General features: G+C 50.9%; 18 protein-coding genes and 1 pseudogene. 18 read left to right on the forward strand and 1 reads right to left on the reverse strand.

All coding sequences use genetic code 11. From position 1 onward, the window contains the following. Positions 1–27 precede the first annotated feature (27 nt). The 6 genes and pseudogenes from JXR92_RS13940 to JXR92_RS13965 all read left to right on the forward strand — a co-directional run bounded on the left by JXR92_RS13940 (position 28) and on the right by JXR92_RS13965 (position 7,549). Positions 28–1,260 carry an LL-diaminopimelate aminotransferase gene (locus JXR92_RS13940; RefSeq protein WP_138345962.1) on the forward strand — a complete coding sequence of 411 codons (1,233 nt, stop codon included), beginning with the start codon at positions 28–30 and terminating at the stop codon, positions 1,258–1,260. Between the two features lie 85 nt (positions 1,261–1,345). Continuing rightward, positions 1,346–2,071, forward strand: a complete 726-nt coding sequence (locus JXR92_RS13945) for a hypothetical protein (RefSeq protein ID WP_005837306.1) — start codon at positions 1,346–1,348, stop codon at positions 2,069–2,071. Between the two features lie 78 nt (positions 2,072–2,149). Then, positions 2,150–2,506 (forward strand): P-II family nitrogen regulator, encoded by a 357-nt coding sequence (locus JXR92_RS13950; protein WP_005827548.1) that lies wholly within the window; start codon positions 2,150–2,152, stop codon positions 2,504–2,506. 58 nt (positions 2,507–2,564) lie between these two features. Beyond that, positions 2,565–3,833, forward strand: a complete 1,269-nt coding sequence (locus tag JXR92_RS13955; protein ID WP_005837308.1) for an ammonium transporter — start codon at positions 2,565–2,567, stop codon at positions 3,831–3,833. Positions 3,834–3,878: 45 nt separating this feature from the next. Continuing rightward, a complete protein-coding gene (locus JXR92_RS13960) occupies positions 3,879–6,068 on the forward strand; it encodes a glutamine synthetase III family protein (protein ID WP_005837309.1) in 2,190 nt (729 codons plus the stop codon). A gap of 181 nt (positions 6,069–6,249) precedes the next feature. Further along, a pseudogene (locus JXR92_RS13965) lies at positions 6,250–7,549 on the forward strand (S28 family serine protease). An 85-nt stretch (positions 7,550–7,634) separates the two neighbouring features. Here the strand turns inward: JXR92_RS13965 and JXR92_RS13970 are convergent. Continuing rightward, entirely contained in the window at positions 7,635–8,210 is a 576-nt protein-coding gene (locus JXR92_RS13970; protein WP_005827537.1) for an HdeD family acid-resistance protein, read from the reverse strand. Positions 8,211–8,838: 628 nt separating this feature from the next. On the opposite strand from JXR92_RS13970, the gene trpB reads away from it, so the two are divergent. The 12 genes from trpB (at position 8,839) to JXR92_RS14030 (ending at position 21,879) form a co-directional block, all read left to right on the forward strand. Continuing rightward, positions 8,839–10,014: a tryptophan synthase subunit beta gene (gene trpB / locus JXR92_RS13975; protein ID WP_171030456.1), complete on the forward strand. Its 1,176-nt coding sequence runs from the start codon at positions 8,839–8,841 to the stop codon at positions 10,012–10,014. Positions 10,015–10,090: 76 nt separating this feature from the next. Then, positions 10,091–11,491, forward strand: a complete 1,401-nt coding sequence (locus JXR92_RS13980) for an anthranilate synthase component I family protein (protein ID WP_117601341.1) — start codon at positions 10,091–10,093, stop codon at positions 11,489–11,491. A gap of 146 nt (positions 11,492–11,637) precedes the next feature. Beyond that, the gene (locus JXR92_RS13985; protein WP_138345964.1) at positions 11,638–12,306 is read left to right on the forward strand and encodes an anthranilate synthase component II; all 669 of its coding nucleotides are present in this window, start codon (positions 11,638–11,640) and stop codon (positions 12,304–12,306) included. A gap of 64 nt (positions 12,307–12,370) precedes the next feature. Then, positions 12,371–13,366 (forward strand): anthranilate phosphoribosyltransferase, encoded by a 996-nt coding sequence (gene trpD, locus JXR92_RS13990; protein WP_005837316.1) that lies wholly within the window; start codon positions 12,371–12,373, stop codon positions 13,364–13,366. A gap of 4 nt (positions 13,367–13,370) precedes the next feature. Continuing rightward, positions 13,371–14,198 (forward strand): indole-3-glycerol phosphate synthase TrpC, encoded by an 828-nt coding sequence (gene trpC, locus JXR92_RS13995; RefSeq protein ID WP_138345966.1) that lies wholly within the window; start codon positions 13,371–13,373, stop codon positions 14,196–14,198. 110 nt (positions 14,199–14,308) lie between these two features. Further along, positions 14,309–14,932: a phosphoribosylanthranilate isomerase gene (locus JXR92_RS14000; RefSeq protein WP_138345968.1), complete on the forward strand. Its 624-nt coding sequence runs from the start codon at positions 14,309–14,311 to the stop codon at positions 14,930–14,932. 156 nt (positions 14,933–15,088) lie between these two features. Then, positions 15,089–15,871, forward strand: coding sequence for a tryptophan synthase subunit alpha (gene trpA / locus JXR92_RS14005; protein ID WP_131225275.1), 783 nt, complete (start codon positions 15,089–15,091; stop codon positions 15,869–15,871). Between the two features lie 64 nt (positions 15,872–15,935). After that, positions 15,936–16,979 (forward strand): asparaginase, encoded by a 1,044-nt coding sequence (gene ansA / locus JXR92_RS14010; protein WP_087333088.1) that lies wholly within the window; start codon positions 15,936–15,938, stop codon positions 16,977–16,979. Between the two features lie 177 nt (positions 16,980–17,156). Next, complete coding sequence (locus tag JXR92_RS14015; protein ID WP_138345970.1) at positions 17,157–19,439, forward strand: LruC domain-containing protein; 2,283 nt, start codon at positions 17,157–17,159, stop codon at positions 19,437–19,439. Positions 19,440–19,464: 25 nt separating this feature from the next. After that, positions 19,465–19,824 (forward strand): response regulator, encoded by a 360-nt coding sequence (locus JXR92_RS14020; RefSeq protein ID WP_119961506.1) that lies wholly within the window; start codon positions 19,465–19,467, stop codon positions 19,822–19,824. 18 nt (positions 19,825–19,842) lie between these two features. Then, entirely contained in the window at positions 19,843–21,009 is a 1,167-nt protein-coding gene (locus JXR92_RS17495) for a sugar transferase (protein WP_131226401.1), read from the forward strand. A 21-nt stretch (positions 21,010–21,030) separates the two neighbouring features. Beyond that, positions 21,031–21,879, forward strand: coding sequence for a TolC family protein (locus JXR92_RS14030; protein WP_119961505.1), 849 nt, complete (start codon positions 21,031–21,033; stop codon positions 21,877–21,879). Positions 21,880–21,881: the final 2 nt, after the last annotated feature.

The following is a 21,881-nucleotide window of genomic DNA, read 5'->3' on the forward strand; positions in this document are numbered from 1 at the left end:
CCACCAACTATCAACCAAGAAAAGATTATGGCATTAGTAAACGAACATTTTTTAAAGCTACCGGGCAGTTATCTGTTTTCAGACATAGCCAAGAAGGTAAATACTTTCAGGATAACACATCCCAAGCAAGAGGTCATCCGTCTGGGTATCGGAGACGTTACCCGGCCACTGCCACCGGTCTGCATCGAAGCGATGCACAAGGCAGTGGAGGAGATGGCTGACGCACGGACATTCCGTGGATATGGTCCCGAGCAGGGATACGACTTCCTGATAGAAGCCATCCTCAAGCACGATTACCTTCCGCGAGGCATCCATTTCGGTCCTACGGAAGTCTTCGTGAACGACGGAGCAAAGAGCGACACGGGAAACATCGGCGACATTCTCCGCCACGACAACAGCGTGGGAGTGACCGACCCTATTTATCCGGTCTATATAGACAGCAACGTGATGTGCGGACGTGCCGGAGTACTGGAGGAAAACGGCCAGTGGAGCAACGTCACCTACATGCCTTGTACCGCCGAGAACGACTTCATCCCGGAGATTCCAGACAAGCGCATCGACATCGTCTACCTCTGCTACCCCAACAACCCCACGGGCACCACCCTGACCAAGCCCGAGCTGAAGAAATGGGTGGACTATGCGCTCGCCAACGACACGCTGATTCTGTTCGATGCCGCCTACGAAGCCTTCATCCGCGAAGACGACGTGCCCCACTCCATCTATGAGATAAAGGGAGCGAAGAAATGCGCCATCGAGTTCCGCAGCTTCTCGAAGACTGCCGGATTCACGGGAGTACGCTGTGGCTACACCGTTGTGCCGAAAGAACTCACTGCCGCCACGCTGGAAGGCGAACGCATCCCACTGAACAAGCTCTGGAACCGCCGCCAATCTACCAAGTTCAACGGTACCAGCTACATCACCCAGCGGGCGGCAGAAGCCATCTACACACCGGAGGGACAGCGGCAGATAAAGGAAACGATAGATTATTATATGGACAATGCCCGGACCATGAAGCAGGGCCTTGAAGCGGCCGGGCTGAAAGTCTACGGCGGTGTGAACGCTCCTTACATCTGGCTGAAAACGCCCGACGGAACAAGCTCCTGGCGGTTCTTCGAACAAATGCTGTACGAAGCCAATGTAGTGGGCACACCGGGTGTAGGTTTCGGCCCCAGCGGTGAAGGATATATCCGGCTGACGGCCTTCGGCAAGCACGAAGACTGCGTGGAAGCCATGAAGCGCATCCGGAAGTGGCTGAAATAAAAAAACAATTGAATTAGCGAGGTACTTGCTATAATCGAGTCGGACTGATCATCCGGAATTTTTCTAAACTTAAAGGTAAAAAGGTATGAAAACAAAAAGTGTAAAATGGGGAATAATGGCAATGGCGCTGTTATCAATGGCAATGCCTTTCACGGCAAAGGCTCAGGATAAAGTGGAAGCGTCGGCAGGCGTCGACCTCGTAAGCGGTTACGTGTGGCGTGGCCAGGATTTGGGAGGGGTAAGCCTCCAGCCGAGCGCATCCATCGCCTACAAAGGTTTCTCTCTGGGAGCTTGGGGCTCCGTAGGCATCGAGAGTTCGGACACGAAAGAGTTCGACCTCATACTGGGATATTCAACCGGAGGCTTCAGCGTATCGGTGACGGACTACTGGTACAATGTGACCGGAGATGGGGTGACAGCCAAATACTTCCAGTACGGTGCACACAATGCTGCCAACTCACATCTGTTCGAAGCGCAAATCGGCTATGATTTCGGCCCCGTAGCCGTAAACTGGTACACCAACTTTGCAGGCGACGACGGTGTTGACAAAGACGGTGACCGTGCTTATTCATCCTACATCTCCGTGGCAGCTCCCTTCACACTGGGCGGTCTGGACTGGACGGCCGAGATAGGCGCTACCCCTTGGGCCACGGACTTCTATGGAGCCAACGGATTTGCCGTATGCGACGTCAGCCTGGGAGTATCAAAAGACATCAAAATCACCGATTCCTTCTCCCTCCCGTTGTTTGCCAAAGCAACCTGGAATCCAAGGTCTGAAGGTGCCTATTTCGTAGTCGGACTAAGTTTCTAAGATGAAAAACCTATGATTTACACACACCGAAAGGCAAATAGTAAATCGTAAATTGTCTAATCGTAAATTATTTAAGGTATGAAAAAGATTGAAGCTATTATCCGAAAGACCAAGTTCGAGGACGTGAAGGACGCGCTGCTCGAAGCGGACATCGAATGGTTCTCCTATTATGATGTACGGGGCATCGGGAAATCCAGACAAGCCCGTATCTACCGTGGTGTCATGTACGACACCAGTTCCATCGAGCGCATCCTTATCTCCATCGTGGTGCGCGACAAGAATGCGGAAAAGACCGTACAAGCCATCATCAAATCTGCACAAACCGGTGAAATCGGCGACGGACGTATCTTCGTCATCCCCATTGAGGATGCCATACGCATACGTACTGCAGAGAGAGGCGACATCGCACTCTACAATGCCGAACAAGAAAGATAACGGGCAGCTACAAACCACAACCAAGAAAATACAATACAACTAAAAGCAACAAGAAATTATGGATAAACTTATTTTAAGTGAACTGACCAACGGACTGAACACTGTATGGATGCTGCTTGCAGCCATGCTGGTATTCTTCATGCAGCCGGGCTTTGCACTGGTCGAAGCCGGTTTCACCAGAGTAAAAAATACGGCCAATATCCTGATGAAGAACTTCGTTGACTTCATGTTTGGCAGCCTGCTCTACTGGTTCATCGGTTTCGGACTGATGTTCGGTGCAGGCGGATTCATAGGAATGCCCCATTTCTTCGACCTCTCGTTCTACGACGGAGGCGGGCTTCCCACGGAAGGTTTCCTGGTATTCCAGACTGTATTCTGCGCAACGGCTGCCACCATCGTGTCCGGCGCTATGGCAGAACGTACCAAATTCTCCATGTACCTGGTTTACACCATCTTCATCAGTGTGCTGATTTATCCCGTTTCCGGTCACTGGACTTGGGGCGGCGGCTGGCTGATGAACGGTGAGGCAGGTTCCTTCATGATGGAAACATTCGGAACAACTTTCCATGACTTCGCAGGTTCCACCATCGTCCACTCCGTAGGCGGCTGGATTGCCCTGGTAGGTGCGGCCATCCTCGGCCCGCGCATCGGGAAATACGGCAAAGACGGCAAGTCAAGAGCCATTCCGGGACATAACCTCACGATTGCGGCACTGGGTGTATTCATCCTTTGGTTCGGATGGTTCGGCTTCAACCCCGGTTCACAGTTGGCAGCAGCCACTACGGACGATGCAAGGGCCATCTCGCATGTATTCCTCACCACCAATCTGGCAGCCTGCGCAGGCGGTTTCTTTGCATTGGCGGTAAGCTGGATGAAATATGGCAAACCCTCCTTGTCTCTGACACTGAATGGCATTCTGGCCGGATTGGTAGGCATCACGGCCGGTTGTGACATGGTTTCTCCCTTCGGGGCGGTAATCATCGGCACCATCTGCGGCATCCTGATGATTTATTCGGTGGAATTCATCGACCGGACACTGAAAATTGACGACCCCGTAGGGGCCAGTTCCGTACACGGCGTCTGCGGTTTCACGGGAACCATCCTCACCGGACTGTTTTCCACCAGTGAGGGACTGTTTTACGGTGCAGGCTGGAGCTTTCTCGGAGCGCAGGTATTCGGTGCACTCGTAGTAGGCGCATGGGCAGCAGGCATGGGATTCATCATCTTCAAAGGACTCGACAAAATCCACGGCCTCCGCGTTTCCAAACGTGTGGAGGAAGAAGGACTCGACATTTACGAACACGGCGAGTCTGCCTACGGTGCATAATGATTTTATATTTTATTAAACCAACAATTACAACTCTAAGGTATTATGTCAAAATTGAGATTCAGAGTAGTAGAGACGGCGTTCAAGAAGAAACCCGTTGCAGTGGCAGTCCCGGCGGAACGTCCGTCAGAGTATTTTGCCAAGTATGTATTCAACAAGGAGAAGATGTTCCGCTATCTGCCGAGCAAGGTGTATGCCAAACTGACGGATGTGATTGACAACGGAGCTCCGCTGGACCGCAGCATAGCCGACGAGGTTGCCGCAGGTATGAAGAAATGGGCGGTTGAAATGGGGGCGACCCACTATACGCACTGGTTTCATCCGCTGACCGAAGGTACTGCCGAAAAGCACGATGCTTTTGTGGAACACGACGGCAAAGGCGGCGTGATGGAGGAATTCACCGGCAAACTGCTCGTGCAGCAGGAACCGGACGCTTCCAGTTTCCCGAACGGCGGTATCCGCAATACGTTCGAGGCACGTGGCTACTCGGCATGGGACCCCTCCTCCCCGGCATTCATCGTAGACGACACGCTCTGCATCCCGACTATTTTCATCGCCTATACCGGTGAGTCTCTGGACTACAAGGCACCGTTGCTGAAAGCCCTGCGTGCCGTAGACAAGGCTGCCGTCGACGTATGCCACTATTTCAATCCGGAAGTAAAGAAAGTGGTTGCCTATCTGGGCTGGGAGCAGGAATATTTTCTGGTTGACGAAGGGTTGTACGCCGCACGCCCCGACCTGCTGATGACCGGACGCACGCTGATGGGCCATGACAGCGCCAAGAACCAGCAGCTGGAAGACCACTACTTCGGGGCCATCCCCAGCCGTGTGGCCGCTTTCATGAAGGAACTGGAAATCGAAGCGCTGAAACTCGGCATCCCCGTCAAGACCCGTCACAACGAAGTGGCTCCCAACCAGTTCGAGCTGGCTCCCGTCTTCGAGGAATGCAACCTGGCGGTAGACCACAACATGCTCATCATGGCCTTGATGCGTAAAGTGGCACGTAACCACGGTTTCCGCGTACTGCTGCACGAAAAGCCCTTCAAGGGTGTCAACGGTAGCGGCAAGCATAATAACTGGTCGCTGGGTACGGACACCGGTATCCTGCTCCACGCACCCGGCAAACTGCCCGAAGAGAACCTGCGTTTCATCACCTTCGTAGTGAATACGCTGATGGCCGTATACCGTCACAACGGATTGCTGAAAGCCTCCATCTCCAGTGCGACGAACGCCCACCGGCTGGGTGCCAACGAAGCGCCTCCGGCCATCATCTCTTCCTTCCTGGGCAAGCAGTTGAGCCAGGTGCTGGAACACATCGAAGAGAGCACCAAGGACGACCTCGTCAGCCTCAGCGGCAAGCAAGGCATGAAGCTGGACATCCCGCAGATTCCGGAACTGATGATAGACAATACCGACCGCAACCGCACCAGCCCGTTCGCCTTCACCGGCAACCGCTTCGAGTTCCGCGCCGTGGGTTCCGAAGCCAACTGCGCCAGTGCCATGATTGCGCTGAACTCCGCCCTTGCCGAGCAGTTGGTGGAATTCAAGAAAGATGTGGACGAACTGATTGAAAAGGGGGAGCCGAAAATCTCCGCCATCCTCGAAGTCATCCGCCGGTACATCAAAGTCTGCAAACCCATCCACTTTGACGGCAACGGTTACAGCGATGAATGGAAAGCCGAAGCAGCCCGCCGCGGTCTGGACTGCGAGACAAGTGTTCCCGTCATCTTCGACAACTACCTGAAACCGGAGAGCATCCGGATGTTCGAGTCCATCGGTGTCATGACGAAGAAGGAACTGGAAGCCCGTAACGAGGTGAAATGGGAAATGTACACCAAGAAAATACAGATTGAAGCCCGCGTGCTCGGAGATTTGGCCATGAACCACATTATCCCCGTAGCTACACAGTATCAGTCGGATTTGATTGACAACGTCTACAAGATGAAAGACCTGTTCCCCGCAGAGAAGGCTGCAAAACTGTCTGCCAAGAATCTGGAACTCATCGAAGAGATTGCCGACCGCACCGCCTTCATCAAGGAGCATGTGGATGCCATGATCGAGGCGCGCAAAGTGGCCAACAAAATTGAGAGTGAACGTGAAAAAGCCATCGCCTACCACGACAACATCGTACCGATGATGGAGGAAATCCGTTACCACATCGACAAGCTGGAACTCATCGTCGACAATCAGATGTGGACGTTGCCCAAATATCGCGAGTTACTGTTTATAAGATGAAAAATGGAGGATGAAGGATGAATCCTTAATCCCTATCTCATTCTTTTGTTGGTTGTTTTAAGTTTGCAGGGGGGAGAGGTGCCGCGAGGCAGTTCTCTCTCTTTTTTTCGTCCATGCCAACTGTTGGCGGTAAGCGAGAAATAACCTATCTTTGCCCGTCAGATAAAACAATCCTGTCATCATGAAGAATTTACGTAACTGCTATGCAGCGTTCCTGCTGTTTGCCTTGCTGTTCGTTTCGGCTGCTGCCCCGGCACAAACCGATCTGCAGCAAAAACTGGGTCGGATTTCCGCCATTACGGAAACCCGTCCGTTGGAGTCCACCCGGTTCTCCGAGAAGTATGTAACCTATTTCACCCAGCCGTTGGACCACTGTCGTCCCGAAAAGGGCAGTTTCCGCCAACGTGTGATTGTCTCCCACGTCGGCTTCGACCGTCCCACGGTGATTGTAACCGAAGGCTATGGAGCCGCCTATGCCCTCAATCCCAAGTATCGCGAGGAACTTTCCGAGCTGCTCGATGCCAACATGATTTTTGTGGAATACCGTTATTTCCTGGAATCCCACCCCTGAGCCCAAAGACTGGCAATACCTCACCGCCGAGAATTCTGCCGACGACCTGCACGCCGTCCGCAACGCCTTTAAAAGCATCTATCCCGGCAAATGGATTGCGACCGGCATCAGCAAGGGCGGGCAGACTACCCTGCTCTACCGCACTTTCTATCCGGACGATGTGGATATTTCCGTGCCTTATGTAGCTCCGCTCTGCTACGGGGCGGAAGACGGACGCCACGAGCCTTTCCTCAGGAAAGTGTCTACTCCGGAGGACCGCAAACGGATTGAGGACTTCCAGTTGGAAGTGTTGAAACGGAAAGCCGCACTGCTCCCCCGCTTTGAGAAATATTGCAATGAAAAAGGACTCAAGTTCCGTGCGCCCGTTGAAGAGATATACGACTATTGCGTGCTGGAGTATTCTTTTGCCCTTTGGCAGTGGGGAACTCCCGTCAGCAGCATCCCTGCCACCACGGCCTCGGACGATGAGATATTTGCCCATCTGCTCGACATCAGTAATCCCGACTACTTCATTGCCGACAGTCCCACAGCCTCATTCTTCGTGCAGGCCGCCCACGAACTGGGCTATTACGGCTACGATACGAAGCCTTTCAAGAAGTATCTTTCCATCCAATCGAGCAAGGATTACCTGCACCGCCTCATGCTCCCCGAAGAGCTGAAAGACATGCCCTTCGACAAGACCCTAAGCAAGAAAATCACGAAGTTCCTGAAAGAGAATGACCCGAAAATGATATTCATCTACGGACAGAACGACCCGTGGACAGCTGCCGGAGTGACCTGGCTGAAAGGTAAAAAGAACATCCATGTATTCGTCGAGCCCGGCGGAAGCCATCGGGCACGCATCGGCACACTGCCCGAAGAGGAAAAGAAGCAAGTGATGGAGCTGATAAATGAATGGTTGAAACAATAAAAACGGATGGTCCGTGTGGCATGAACAGACCATCCGTTTACTCCTGACAGACCATCTGTTCTACCTCAACAGATGGTCTGTTTTTTTATTCTATAATTTGTGCATCCTCAATATCGTCCACTGCCTTTACTGAAGCATCCGGTGTCTTCGGGCGGCGACGCGTAAACTTGAACCAGTTCAGCAGTTCCGAAGCCGCATAGACCAGACTGCTGATACCGATAATGATAAATGCCGTGGAGCGTACTCCCGTAGGATTGAACAGCGCAACCAAGCCGGCAAGCAGAATCAATACCGGAACCACATAAAAACCTCCCGGTACCGGCATCCAGCGACGGGCAGCGGAAAGCGAGGCAATCTGTTGCACTCCTCCCATCACCAGGATAAATCCCAATACAAATGTCAGCAAATCGGCAAAGAAACCGGGCATGATAATCAGCCACAAGCCAAACAGCAGGCTGCCCACTCCCTCGATAGGGAAACGGCTGCGCATCTCCGTGCTCTGTGCAAAGTAGCCTATGATGCTGATAAGCGAAGGCACCAGGAAAATGACACCTATCGTAATCACAAAGTAATCACCCGCCTGGTCGGGAAACATCACCAGCACCAAACCGATAACCAGCGCACATATAGCACGCAAAAATGAATAACTTAATCCTTTCATGAGTCTATGTTTTTTTGCGAAGATACATCTTTATCCGAATAACTCCACACGAAAATCCCGAAAAATCAGTTTACATTCAGCCAGGCATTCATATCTTCGGCCACAAAAAGCCAGTATAATAACAACAGTACAGCAATAACCACGCCTATGGCAACTAAATGTTTTCTATTCATAGTTTGTTCCTTTCTTTTTTTGAATGAATATTCGTTTTTACTACACTTATAAGAACAATATTTCAAGAAAAATGTTCTTATCCAGAAAAAAAGTCATATTTATTTTGGCAGTTAAAACAAAGTGCTTATATTTGTCGCGAAAACGAAGACAGGCTGCACCTCAGCATAAAAAATGAACAAGTTCATTTTATTATACATTCGGTTTGCACTGTCTTTGCCCCCGATAAAACAAAAAAAGTCAATGAAAACAATGTTAGTAAATACATATTGGTGGTGGCACCCGTTACAACTCCGACAGTCGTAAGGGAGCAGCGCTCGTATGTATATATGTAATATATAGTAAAAAACAAAAAGAGCCCTGTCGCACCAAGCGACGGGGCTTTTTTCGTTTAAGCAATAATGCGTTTTGATTTCTGAAATAGTAAATAGTAAATCGTCAAATAGTAAATAACATGATGAATTTCTTAGTTGACAAAGAAGGTTATTACGGAGAGTTCGGCGGGGCATACGTTCCCGAAATCCTCCACAAATGTGTAGAAGAGTTGCAGAACACCTACCTCAAGGTGCTGCAAAGTGAGGACTTCAAGCGTGAATACGACCAGTTGCTGCGCGACTACGTGGGACGCCCTTCCCCACTCTACTTGGCACACCGCTTGTCCGAGAAGTACGGTTGCCGGATTTACCTCAAGCGTGAAGACCTGAACCACACCGGTGCCCACAAAATCAACAACAGCATCGGGCAGGTGTTGCTGGCACGCCGCATGGGCAAGCGCCGCATCATCGCCGAAACCGGAGCCGGACAGCACGGTGTGGCCACAGCCACCGTCTGCGCCTTGATGAACATGGAATGCATCGTCTACATGGGTAAGACCGACGTAGAGCGCCAGCGCGTCAATGTGGAGAAGATGAAGATGCTCGGCGCCACCGTCGTTCCCGTCACCAGTGGTAATATGACGTTGAAGGACGCCACCAACGAAGCCATCCGCGACTGGTGCTGCCATCCGTCGGACACCTACTACGTGATAGGGTCCACCGTCGGCCCGCATCCGTACCCCGACATGGTGGCACGCCTGCAGTCTGTCATCAGCGAAGAAATAAGGAAGCAGCTCCTTGAACACGAGGGACGCGAATGCCCCGACTACCTCATCGCCTGCGTAGGCGGAGGAAGCAATGCAGCCGGCACCATCTATCACTACGTCAACGACCCGCACGTGCAAATCGTCCTCGCCGAAGCCGGAGGAAAAGGCATTGAAACGGGAATGACAGCCGCCACCATCGCCCTCGGCAAGATGGGCATCATCCACGGCTCGCGCACCTACGTCATCCAGAACGAGGACGGACAGATAGAAGAGCCCTATTCCATCTCTGCCGGACTGGACTATCCGGGCATCGGCCCCATGCACGCCAACCTTGCCAAGCAGAAACGTGCCATCGTCCTCGCCGTCAACGACGATGAAGCCATCCGCGCCGCCTACGAACTGACCCGGCTCGAAGGCATCATCCCCGCATTGGAAAGTGCCCACGCACTGGGTGCGCTGGAGAAGATGAAGTTCAAGCCAACGGACGTGGTGGTGCTGACGGTGTCGGGACGGGGGGATAAGGATATAGAGACGTATTTGAGTGATGAGTGATGAGTTATAAGTGATGAGTTATAAGTGATGAGTTATTTGAAAATACGAGATACAATGAAATAAAATACAAGATACAATGAAACAATATGATTATAAAACAATCAGCCGCACCATGCTCGGTGACTTGCATACGCCGGTGAGCACGTATCTGAAGGTGCGTGACATCTTTCCGCAGAGCGCACTTATGGAGAGTTCCGACTATCACGGCAGTGAGAACAACCGTTCGTTCATCGCTCTGTGTCCGCTGGCTAGTGTCAGCATAGACCACGGCACGGCTATCTTCCGCCTGCCGGACGACAGCCGCGAAGAGCATCCCATAACCGATGCATACCGGGTGGAGAATGCCTTGAACGATTTCCGCGCCCGCTTCCGCGTGGAGGGCGAATACAGCAATTACTGCGGACTCTACGGATACACCTCCTTCAATGCTGTCCGCTACTTCGAGAATATCCCCGTGAAGGACAGCCGCGAAGCTACCAACGATGCGCCGGACATGCTGTACATATTATATAAGTACCTCATCGTCTTCAACGATTTCAAGAATGAGATGCTGCTCCTCGAGATGCTGGCTCCCGGCGAGACCAGCGAACTGGACCAGGTGCAGAAGGCCATCCATAACCGCAACTACACCGCCTACGATTTCCGCGCCGTCGGCCCCACCACCTCCCCACTTACGGACGAGGAGCACAAGGCGAATATCCGCCGCGGCATCGCCCACTGTCTGCGCGGCGACGTTTTCCAGATAGTCCTCTCCCGCCGATTCGAGCAGCGTTTCACAGGCGATGACTTCAAGCTCTACCGTGCCCTGCGCAGCATCAACCCTTCTCCCTATCTGTTCTATTTCGACTTCGGGGGCTTCCGCATTTTCGGCTCGTCTCCCGAAACCCATTGCCGCATCGAAGGCCGCCATGCCTACATCGACCCCATTGCCGGAACCACGAAGCGCACCGGCGATGCAGAGCAGGACGCCCTCAATGCCCGGTACCTGCACGACGACCCCAAAGAGAACGCCGAACACGTGATGCTGGTGGACCTTGCCCGCAACGACCTCTCCCGCAACTGCCGCGATGTAAAGGTGGACTTCTATAAGGAGATGCAGTATTACAGCCATGTCATCCACCTCGTCAGCCGTGTCAGCGGAACGCTCCGCGAAGAGGCCGACCCCGTCAAGGCCTTCATCGACACCTTCCCTGCCGGTACCCTGAGCGGCGCCCCCAAGGTACGCGCCATGCAACTCATCAGCCAGCTGGAACCGCACAACCGTGGAGCCTACGGCGGCTGCATCGGTTTCATCGGACTGAACGGCTCGCTGAACCAGGCGATTACGATTCGTACTTTTGTCAGCCGCAACGGTGTCCTCTGGTTCCAGGCAGGCGGCGGTATCGTAGCCAAGAGCAACGACGAGTACGAACTGCAAGAAGTGAACAACAAGCTCGGCGCACTGAAAAAGGCGATTGAGATGGCAGAAAAAATGTGAGTTTATGTACGATTTGACGATTTACGATGTACGATTTGCCATGCGGCGTACATTGCGCAGCCAAATCGTACATCGTAAATAAAGTAACTTCAATCGTACATCGTAAATCGTCAAATAGTAAATAAAATAGATTGTAAATACAAAAGATGAAAACAGTTATCATAGACAATTACGACTCCTTCACCTACAACCTTGCCCATCTGGTGAAAGAGCTTGGCGCAGAAGTGGATGTGCTGCGCAACGATAAATTCCGGCTCGAAGAATTGGAGCCATACGATAAAATCATCCTCTCACCCGGCCCCGGTGTCCCCGAGGAAGCCGGACTGTTGCTGGATGTCATCCGCACCTATGCCGGACGGAAACCCATACTTGGCGTCTGCCTGGGCGAACAAGCCATAGGACAAGTGTTTGGCGGAAAGCTGGTCAATCTGGAAGAGGTATTCCATGGGGTACAGACGGAGATAAGGATTAGGAGTGAGGGATTAGGGACGAGGGAGGAAGGATTAGGGATTAGTGATGAAGGATTGGGGATTAGTGATGAAGGATTGGGGGGAAAGGATTATGAAGGTATTTCTCTCGAAGAAGACTATATCTTCTGCGGTTTACCCAATAGGATTCCCGTCGGACGATACCACTCCTGGGTAGTGGATACGAAGGACTTTCCCGAAGCGCTGGCCATTACCGCCATCAGCCCCGAAGGACAAATCATGGCGCTGAAACATCGGGAATATGACATACACGGCATTCAGTTCCATCCGGAATCCGTACTGACACCCGACGGAAAAACAATCGTAAAAAACTGGCTTTTCAAATGAGGCACTTCAGAAAAAGAGTAAATTCAATCGTCAAATCGTAAATCGTCAAATCGTAAATAAAAAGATGAAAGCAATACTCACCCGTCTCTTCAACCACGAAGAGCTTACGTCGGAGGAAACCAAACAAATCCTCCTCAACATCACCAAGGAAATGTATCCTGAGGCGCAGATAGCAGCCTTGCTCACTGCCTTCCAGATGCGAAGCATCACTGTGGACGAGCTTATCGGTTTCCGCGAAGCACTGATGGAGACACGCCTCCCCATCGACTTCGCCCCCTATCGCCCCATCGACATTGTGGGTACGGGAGGCGACGGAAAGAACACCTTCAACATCTCCACCTGCGCTTGTTTCGTGGTGGCGGGCGCCGGCTACAAGGTTGCCAAGCACGGCAACTACGGAGCCACTTCCGTGAGCGGAGCCAGCAATGTCATCGAGCAGCACGGCGTACGCTTCACCAACAACCCCGACACACTGAAACGCAGCATGGAGGAGTGCAACATCGCCTACCTTCATGCCCAGCTTTTCAATCCGGCGATGAAGTTTGTCGGTCCCGTACGCAAGACGCTGGGAGTACGCACCTTGTTCAATCTGCTCGGCCCGTTGGTGAATCCATGCTGTCCGGCATACCAGCTGCTCGGTGTGGCAGACCTCTCGCAGATGCGCCTATACACCAACGTATTCTATAAACTCGGCATTGACTTTGCCGTGGTCAACAGCCTCGACAGCTACGACGAAATCTCCCTAACGGACGAGTTCAAGGTGATGACCCGCAACTACGAGCGCATCTACCGTCCGCAGGCTCTCGGCTTCAAGGATGCCCGTCCCGAAGAACTCTTCGGCGGCGCATGCAAGGAAGATGCCGCCCGCATCTTCGACAATATCCTTACGGGGCATGCCACACCTGCACAAACGCAATGCGTCATTGTCAACGCCGCCTTTGCCATCCAGGTGATGGAGCCGCAGAAAGAGATTGAAGAGTGCATCGCCATCGCACGCGAATCACTGGATAGCGGACGGGCGCTGGCGACACTGAAAAAATTTATCGAGATTAATAAATGAAGCAATGAAAGATATACTGTCCGAAATCATCGCCCATAAGCAAACAGAGATTGAACTGCAGAAGCAGACCGTCTCTCCGGAACAGTTGCAGGAGCAGGCCGGAATCATCATCCGGGAGAATGCGGCCCACCACCGCAGCATGAAGCAGGCCCTTGCCGCTTCTTCTACAGGAATCATCTCCGAGTTCAAACGCCGTTCACCCTCTAAAGGCTGGATAAACGAGGCTGCCCAAGCAGAGGAAATACCCGCCTCCTACGAAGCCGCCGGCGCCGCCGCCCTCTCCATCCTGACGGATGAGAAGTTCTTCGGCGGTACGCTGCGCGACATCCGCACGGCCCGTCCGCTCGTCCGCATCCCCATTCTGCGCAAGGACTTCATCATCGACGAGTACCAGCTTCTGCAAGCCTGCATCGTAGGTGCCGACGCCGTACTGCTCATTGCCGCCTGCCTCAGTCCGGAGCAGTGCAGCACCCTCACCACCCAAGCCCACGAACTCGGGCTGGAGGTATTGCTCGAAATCCACAGCCCTTCGGAACTCTCCTATATAAATAAGGAGGTCGACATGGTCGGTGTCAACAACCGCAACCTCGGCTCTTTCGTCACCGATGTGGAGAACTCCTTCCGGATAGCCCGGCAACTGCGCGAAGCCACCCACGGACCGGCATCCCCGCTCCTTGTCTCCGAAAGCGGCATCTCCGACCCCGAAGCCATCTGCCGCCTGCGTGCCGCCGGCTTCCGCGGTTTCCTCATCGGCGAAACCTTCATGAAAACAGCCAATCCGGGCGAAACCCTGAAAGAGTTCATCCAAGCCAGTCTCTTAATTGATAATTAAAAGTTGAAAGTTGATAATTGAAAGTTGATAATTGTAAATACAAAAGTCTCTCATACAGCGTTACATCGCGCAGCCAAATTGTAAATCGTAAATTGTAAATCGTAAATAAAATGTCTCCTCTCATCAAAGTATGCGGAATGACCGAAGCAGAAAACATCCGCAATGTAGAACTGCAAGGTGTAGATATGATTGGTTTCATCTTCTACCCAAAATCTCCCCGTTGTCTGTGCCAGATGCCCGGGTATCTGCCAGCCTGCGCCAAGCGTGTCGGTGTCTTTGTCAACGAAAGTAAGGAAAACATCCTGATGTATGCCGACCGTTTCAGCCTGGACTACATCCAGCTGCATGGCAATGAAGCTCCCGAGTACTGCCGTTCCCTGCGCAATGCAGGCCTGCACCTCATCAAGGCTTTCTCTATCTTGCTGCCCAAGGACCTGCTTTCCGTATCTGCCTACAATGGTCTGTGCGACTATTACCTCTTCGACACCAAGACCCCGCAGTACGGCGGTTCCGGCAACCAGTTCGACTGGAACCTCCTGCACCGCTACAACGGTCCCACCTCGTTCCTGCTCAGCGGCGGCATCAACCCCTACAGCGTAAAAGCCCTGCGGGAGTTCCGCCACCCCTATTTCGCAGGTATCGATATCAACAGCCGTTTCGAAACGGCACCGGGAATAAAGGATGTGGAACGCATCTCAAACTTCCTGAAAGAACTCGATGGGTTTACTATTTGACGATTTACGATTTACCATGTACAATGTACAATTTGCCATGCGGCGTACATTGCGCAGCCAAATAGTAAATAGTAAATTGTAAAATTGTAAATCGTAACATGCAGCATATATTGCGCAGCCAAATAGTAAATAGTAAATTGTAAAATTGTAAATAGTATGTTGAACCGCATTAACCAACTTTTCCAGGACAGCCCCAAGAATCTGCTGTCCATTTACTTTTGTGCAGGCTGTCCCAACCTCGACGGTACTGCCGACGTTATCCGTGCCCTCGAAAGAAACGGAGTCAGCATGATTGAAATCGGAATTCCGTTCAGTGACCCCATGGCCGACGGCATTGTCATCCAGAATGCCGCCACCCGCGCCCTGCACAACGGCATGTCCCTCCGTCTGCTTTTCGAACAATTGCGCGACATCCGTCGCGATGTCCGCATCCCGCTTGTCCTTATGGGATACCTCAATCCCATCATGCAGTTCGGCTTCGAAGCCTTCTGCCAGAAGTGCGTGGAATGCGGCATCGACGGCGTCATCATTCCCGACCTCCCTTTCCGCGATTACGAAAAGAGTTACAAAGCCATCGCCTCGAAGTATGACATCCGTGTCATCATGCTCATCACCCCCGAAACCAGCGAAGCCCGCGTCCGCGAAATAGACGCCCACACCGACGGCTTCATCTATCTGGTGTCCAGTGCCGCCACCACCGGTGCCCAGAAAGACTTCGACACCCGGAAGCAAGCCTACTTTAAGAAGATAAAAGATATGAACCTGCGCAATCCACGCATGGTAGGCTTCGGCATCAGCAACAAGCAGACATTCGATGCCGCCTGCACCCATTCATCCGGTGCCATCATCGGCAGCCGCTTCGTCACGCTGCTCAACGAGAAGGAAGGAGATGCGGAAAAAGCTATCAGGCAGTTGAAAGAAGAGGTAAGAAAGTTATGAGTGATATCACTCATGACTTTTTTCGCTATCTTTGTACCCCAAAAAGAACCCAAATACGAAATTTATGAAAGTCGATTGCCCTTCCGTACTATTGATTTACACTGGTGGAACTATCGGAATGATAGAAAATCCCGAGACCGGTGCGCTTGAGAACTTCAACTTCGACCAACTGCTGCAGCATGTCCCCGAACTGAAGCGCTTCAACTACCGCATCTCTTCCTATCAGTTCGACCCGCCTATCGACTCTTCCGATATGGAACCTTCCCTCTGGGCAAAGATTGTAAAAATCATCAACTACAACTACGACAATTTCGACGGCTTCGTCATCCTGCACGGTACCGATACGATGGCCTATACAGCCTCCGCACTCAGCTTCATGCTCGAGAACCTTTCCAAGCCGGTCATCCTCACCGGTTCCCAGCTTCCCATCGGCACCCTGCGCACCGACGGGAAAGAGAACCTCATCACCGCCATTGAAATAGCCGCCGCCAAGCATCCGGACGGTACTCCTATCGTCCCCGAAGTGTGCATCTTCTTCGAGAACGAGCTGATGCGGGGCAACCGTACCACCAAAATCAATGCCGAGAATTTCAATGCTTTCCGCTCCTTCAACTATCCCGCACTGGCAAAGGCAGGCATCCATATCCGTTATAACGAGCACCTCATCCACCGTCCCGACCCGTCACGCCCTATGAAGCCGCACTACCTTTTCGACACCAATGTCGTAGTGCTCACCCTCTTTCCCGGCATCCAGGAAAGCATCATCAACTCCGTGCTTCATGTTCCCGGCCTGAAAGCTGTTGTCCTCAAGACCTTCGGTTCCGGCAATGCCCCCCAGAAAGAATGGTTCATCCGCCAGCTGAAAGAAGCCAGCGAACGTGGCATTGTCATCGTCAACATCACCCAATGCCAAAGTGGCGCCGTCGAGATGGGACGTTACGAAACCGGTCTGCAACTTCTCCAGGCAGGTGTCATCAGCGGCTATGACAGTACCCCCGAATGTGCCGTCACCAAACTCATGTTCCTCCTGGGACACGGACTGGACCAAGCCGAAATCCGCCACCGCATGAATTCCGACCTGGCAGGAGAAATCACCAAGATTCAGTAAAGCAGCAACACAGAGGGTATATAGTTATATTGACAATTTTCAAAATAAACTTGTTTTATCTATTCGCACAAAAGCGTTAAAAAGGGTTAATCACCATGCTTTTATCCCCCATTAATAAAGCTTATTAGTTTAAATAAACGTACTTTTGCTTACAATCAAGCAAAACAAATGTAAAATATGGGAGAAAATACCCTATACAAACGCTTTCTGCCGCTTGTTATTCTTACAGTAGGCATACTGCTGCAGGGTTGTAAAGACGATGTTTTTAACCCCGAAAAAGTGAAAGCAGCCTATCAAGACAGGTTTCCGGTCAAGAACATAGACCCGGCTATGGATTGGAAAATGACTCAGCAGGTCCGGGTCAATGTTTCTGTATCCGAAGATACCGGCATCGACTATACCATACGTATTTACGACAAGAACCCCTTAATCAGCCGGTCATCTGCCAAACTGCTGGCAGAAGGCACCGCCAATAATACAACAGTATTTACTACCGTCATGGACTGCCCTTCTGTACTGACGAGCGCTTTTGTGTGCCGCACCGATACACACAGCCGCAACATAGTAAAATATGTATCCATCCAAAACGGTCAGCTCCATGCCGCTTTCGGCAATTCCCTTGCAACTACACGTACCGCATGGACGCGCAGTGTCAGCATCGAGACCTATTCACCGGAAAAGTCTGAGGCGGAAATCACCGCAATGCTATCAAGCGCCGAAGAAATAAGGCCGAATACCGATTTTCAAAACGGAAAAGCCTACAAAATCTCCAAAGACAATATATATAGGAATAAAATCAGCAAGGACGGCATGGGAAGTGACAATCCGGCCATCATCATCATTGAAGGCAGCTGGGAACCCAATGGAAACAACATGACCGTTGAACGAGGCTTCGAATTCTATGTGATTGACGGAGGGGAAATCGTGATACCGGACGAGCACACCTTCACTTTAGTGCAATCCAGCCGGTTTATCGTCTACGCGGGTGGAACCATCAAAGGGAACGACATCGAATTGACCAATGCATCCGGAGGCAGCTACAACTACAATGCCGGCACCATAGAAATAGATGATTTCCATGTCAGCCAGGGAGGAGTATTCTATAATTGCGGTACCGTACGTGTCGATGAAATGAATTTCGACAGCGGATGCAAATTCATCAACCAGGGCAAAGCCTACATCGGGAAAACCCACAGCAACATCACTATAGACAACGGATGCTATCTATATACGGAAGAATTTGTAGGCACACTGAACATGGGAGACACCTCTTCTGCAGAGATAGAGGATTTCGGGGACCATAGCAACAATTACAACACCAGAATCACAATGGGTGACAACTCCATGATAACCGTACTTGATGAAGCAGAATTGTCACAAGCACAATTTATGGGCTCAAACAATGAATATGCACTGGTAAAAATCAATAAAGTTGAAGATATAGGGAATTTTTCCAGCCAGGGAAACATTCATTATGAAGTGAAAGAAATTGACGATGATATCACTGAGGACATCTGGTGGGAAGCCAAATTCCTTGATGCCATCAAGAATACCGAAGGAACCATATCCAAATGGGGAGAATCCCCCATCACCATTCCCGCCGGAGACTGCACGGGCGAAGGCAATACTCCGAACGAGTCCGGCTCAGAGCCCCCTACAGACCCAGTCTCCTATACGTACGTATTCGAAGACAACTTCCCGTTGGTAGGCGACTATGACTTCAACGACGTGGTCTTGGACGTGGAGACCTACTATCACCGCGAGAAAAAGACGAACCACATCAAGCGCATACAGCTCGACGTGACCCTTACTGCGGCAGGAGCAAGCAAGCCGTTGGGCGTAGGGCTCCGGATTACCGGAATCAATAAATCCGATATCCGGGAAATCAAGACCGGAGGCGACGATTCGCGTTTCCAGGAGTCATTCAACAGCTCGTACAACAAATTCAGGTACAATAACGCTACTTATATGGAAGATTCCGATCCGAATGTCATAATCCCCATCGCAGGCGAAGTACACAATGTATTTGGAGTTGAATCGGGTGAGATGGTAAATACCGGCATTGGAGTGACCGCCAAAGAGTATACTTATAAAGTCATTATTGAACTGGCAGACCAAAACCGGACAGAACCCCTATTCTCAAAAGACAATCTGGACTTCTTCATCTGTTATCAATATAAAAGCATGGAACAACGCATGGAAGTCCATCTTTACGAATTTTGGGGATATGGCGCCACTGCCGCCGGAACCATACAGCAAGAGAATCTTGACTTAGCAGGCAACAACACATGGGCAATCTGCGTGCCGTATGGCTTCCGCTATCCCAAGGAAACCATCAATATTTCACGCACTGATATCCCCGAAGCAAGCGCATATCCGGAATTCATCTATTGGGCCCAAGACAGAACCCAGTATACGGAATGGTACGAACACCCGGTAGAAGAAAATGTATATAGATAAATATAGCAAACAATTATCATAAGCAATGAAACAAATATTATTTGTAGATGACAAACCTGCCATAGGCAAGGTACTCTCGGTCTATTTAGGAAAAGAAAATGAGCTGGTCTATTTCGAAGATCCCGTCAGAGCCATAGAATGGCTGAATGAGGGGAACGAGCCCGCTCTCATCATTTCGGACATACGCATGCCCAAAATGACCGGAGGTGAATTTCTGGCATATCTGAAAGGCAATTCACTGTTCAAGGACATTCCGGTTGTGATGCTTTCCAGTGAGGAAAGTACCACCGAGCGCATCAACCTGCTCGAAGCAGGAGCCGAGGATTTCATACTGAAACCTTTCAATCCTATGGAGCTGAAGGCCCGCATCAAGAAATTTCTCTAAACAACAAAATCAATGGATATGTTATATTATATCTACATAGGTAGCAACCGCGTCACCATCGGCCACTTGAGCAAAATTGCGGGAGGCATGTTCATGGCTGTTTCATCCTGCAACAAAGCGGCGAAAGTCATCGACGGTATCCGCGAACGGTACAACACATCCATTCTTTACGAAGAAAGTACCCCTCAAAAGGACAGCCAGGACATCACTTTCCTGCACAAGCGCTTCCCCCGTGTCTACATCATCCTCATCACCGAAGGGTTGCAGAAGGAACACCGCAAGCTCTATCTGCAGGCAGGTGTCAACAACACCCTTTCCCCTATGGCCAGCGAAGAGAGCCTCCAGCAAATGACGAAATTCCTCCGGTTGCGCAAGGAGCACAAACTGCAGGAATTCAGCCAGTCACACCGTAAGATATTCAACACCTTCCACCTGCCTATGTGGAAACGTATCTTCGATATACTGTTTGCGTGTGCAGTGCTCGTTGTGCTTTCTCCGCTACTCATTGCCACAGCCATAGCCATCCGCATGGAGAGTAAAGGCAAAGTGATTTACAAATCCCAGCGTGTAGGCAGCAACTACCAGATATTCAACTTCTTGAAGTTCCGCTCCATGTACACCAATGCAGACAAGCGCCTGAAAGAACTGAATGCCCTCAACCAATATAAGATAGAGGAAGAGCTTACGGACGAGCAGCCCGATATCCGCTTCGACGACCTGACCGGCACTTCCGAAGAGGAGGCTACCCTGCTGATTTCGGACGATTTTGTCATCTCCGAAGAAGATTTCCTTAAAAAGAAGGCCCAAGAAAAACAGAATACGTTTGTCAAGATAGAGAACGATCCCCGTGTCACCCGCGTAGGCCGTTTCATCCGCAAGTACAGCATTGACGAACTGCCGCAGCTGTTCAACGTCCTCAAAGGGGACATGAGCATCGTGGGCAACCGCCCGCTCCCCCTCTACGAAGCCGAGCTGCTGACCAGCGACGCATATATCGAACGCTTCATGGCCCCTGCCGGACTGACAGGACTGTGGCAAGTGGAGAAACGAGGTGGCGCCGGGAAGATGTCGGCCGAAGAACGCAAACAACTGGACATTAAATACGCCAAAGAATTCTCATTCTGGCTGGACATGAAGATACTGTGCAAAACGCTGACGGCATTTGTACAAAAAGAGAATGTATAAAATAAAGATAACAGGAATTATATGGCTTTAGAGACAATAAAAAGATATATCAGTTCCATCATTTACAGTGTAATCCTCTTAGGATTGTTGGGGGTGTCTTTGTCTGTGGCTGCGCAGCAGGAGTTGACACGGGAGGAGCGCATCAAGATATTGGAACAGCTCAAAATGGAGGACAAAAAAATAGAAGTCAACACATTGGGTTTAATCAGTTCGAAGACATCAATAGATATTGAGAATTTAGAGTTGCCTCCTCTATCCGTCTTTCTTGATGCAGTAACAGAGAATGCGTCAGTAAAAAGAGCCCAATCCCAAGTAGAGCAAGTCAAGAACCAATATCGCCTGGAAAAAAGGAATTGGTGGAACTACTTCAGGCTGAACGGTAACTATTCTTACGGACGCTACAACATCATAGGCAATGCCAGTGACGAGTTCACCCCTATGTACCAGACAACGATGTCAAGTGCCCAGCACAACTTCAATGTCGGGGCCAGCGTCGGTGTCAGCCTGGGTGATCTATTCAACCGTCCGTTAAAACTGAAAGATTATCGCTACCAGATAGAACAATTGCAATATGTACAAGAAGATGTCATGGAAGAACGGAGACTAAAGGTCTTGGAAGCCTACAATGCAGTTACCGAACAATTAGCCACCATCAAAGCCAAAGCAGAAACGGCTGCCTTGTATAATGCACAAATGAAAATATCTGAAAACAATTTCATACAAGGAGCCATCGACATCATTGCACTTTCTTTAGAGCGTGCGCGCCGCACCGGTGCCGTGACCACGTATGAGCAGAGTCGTGTAGCTTTACACAATTCAATTGTATTATTGGAAATGTTGACTAATGTAAAAGTTATAACAGACAAGTAAAC

This window comes from Bacteroides parvus (assembly GCF_017309675.2).
In the GTDB taxonomy this organism is placed as follows: Bacteria; Bacteroidota; Bacteroidia; order Bacteroidales; family Bacteroidaceae; genus Bacteroides; species Bacteroides uniformis.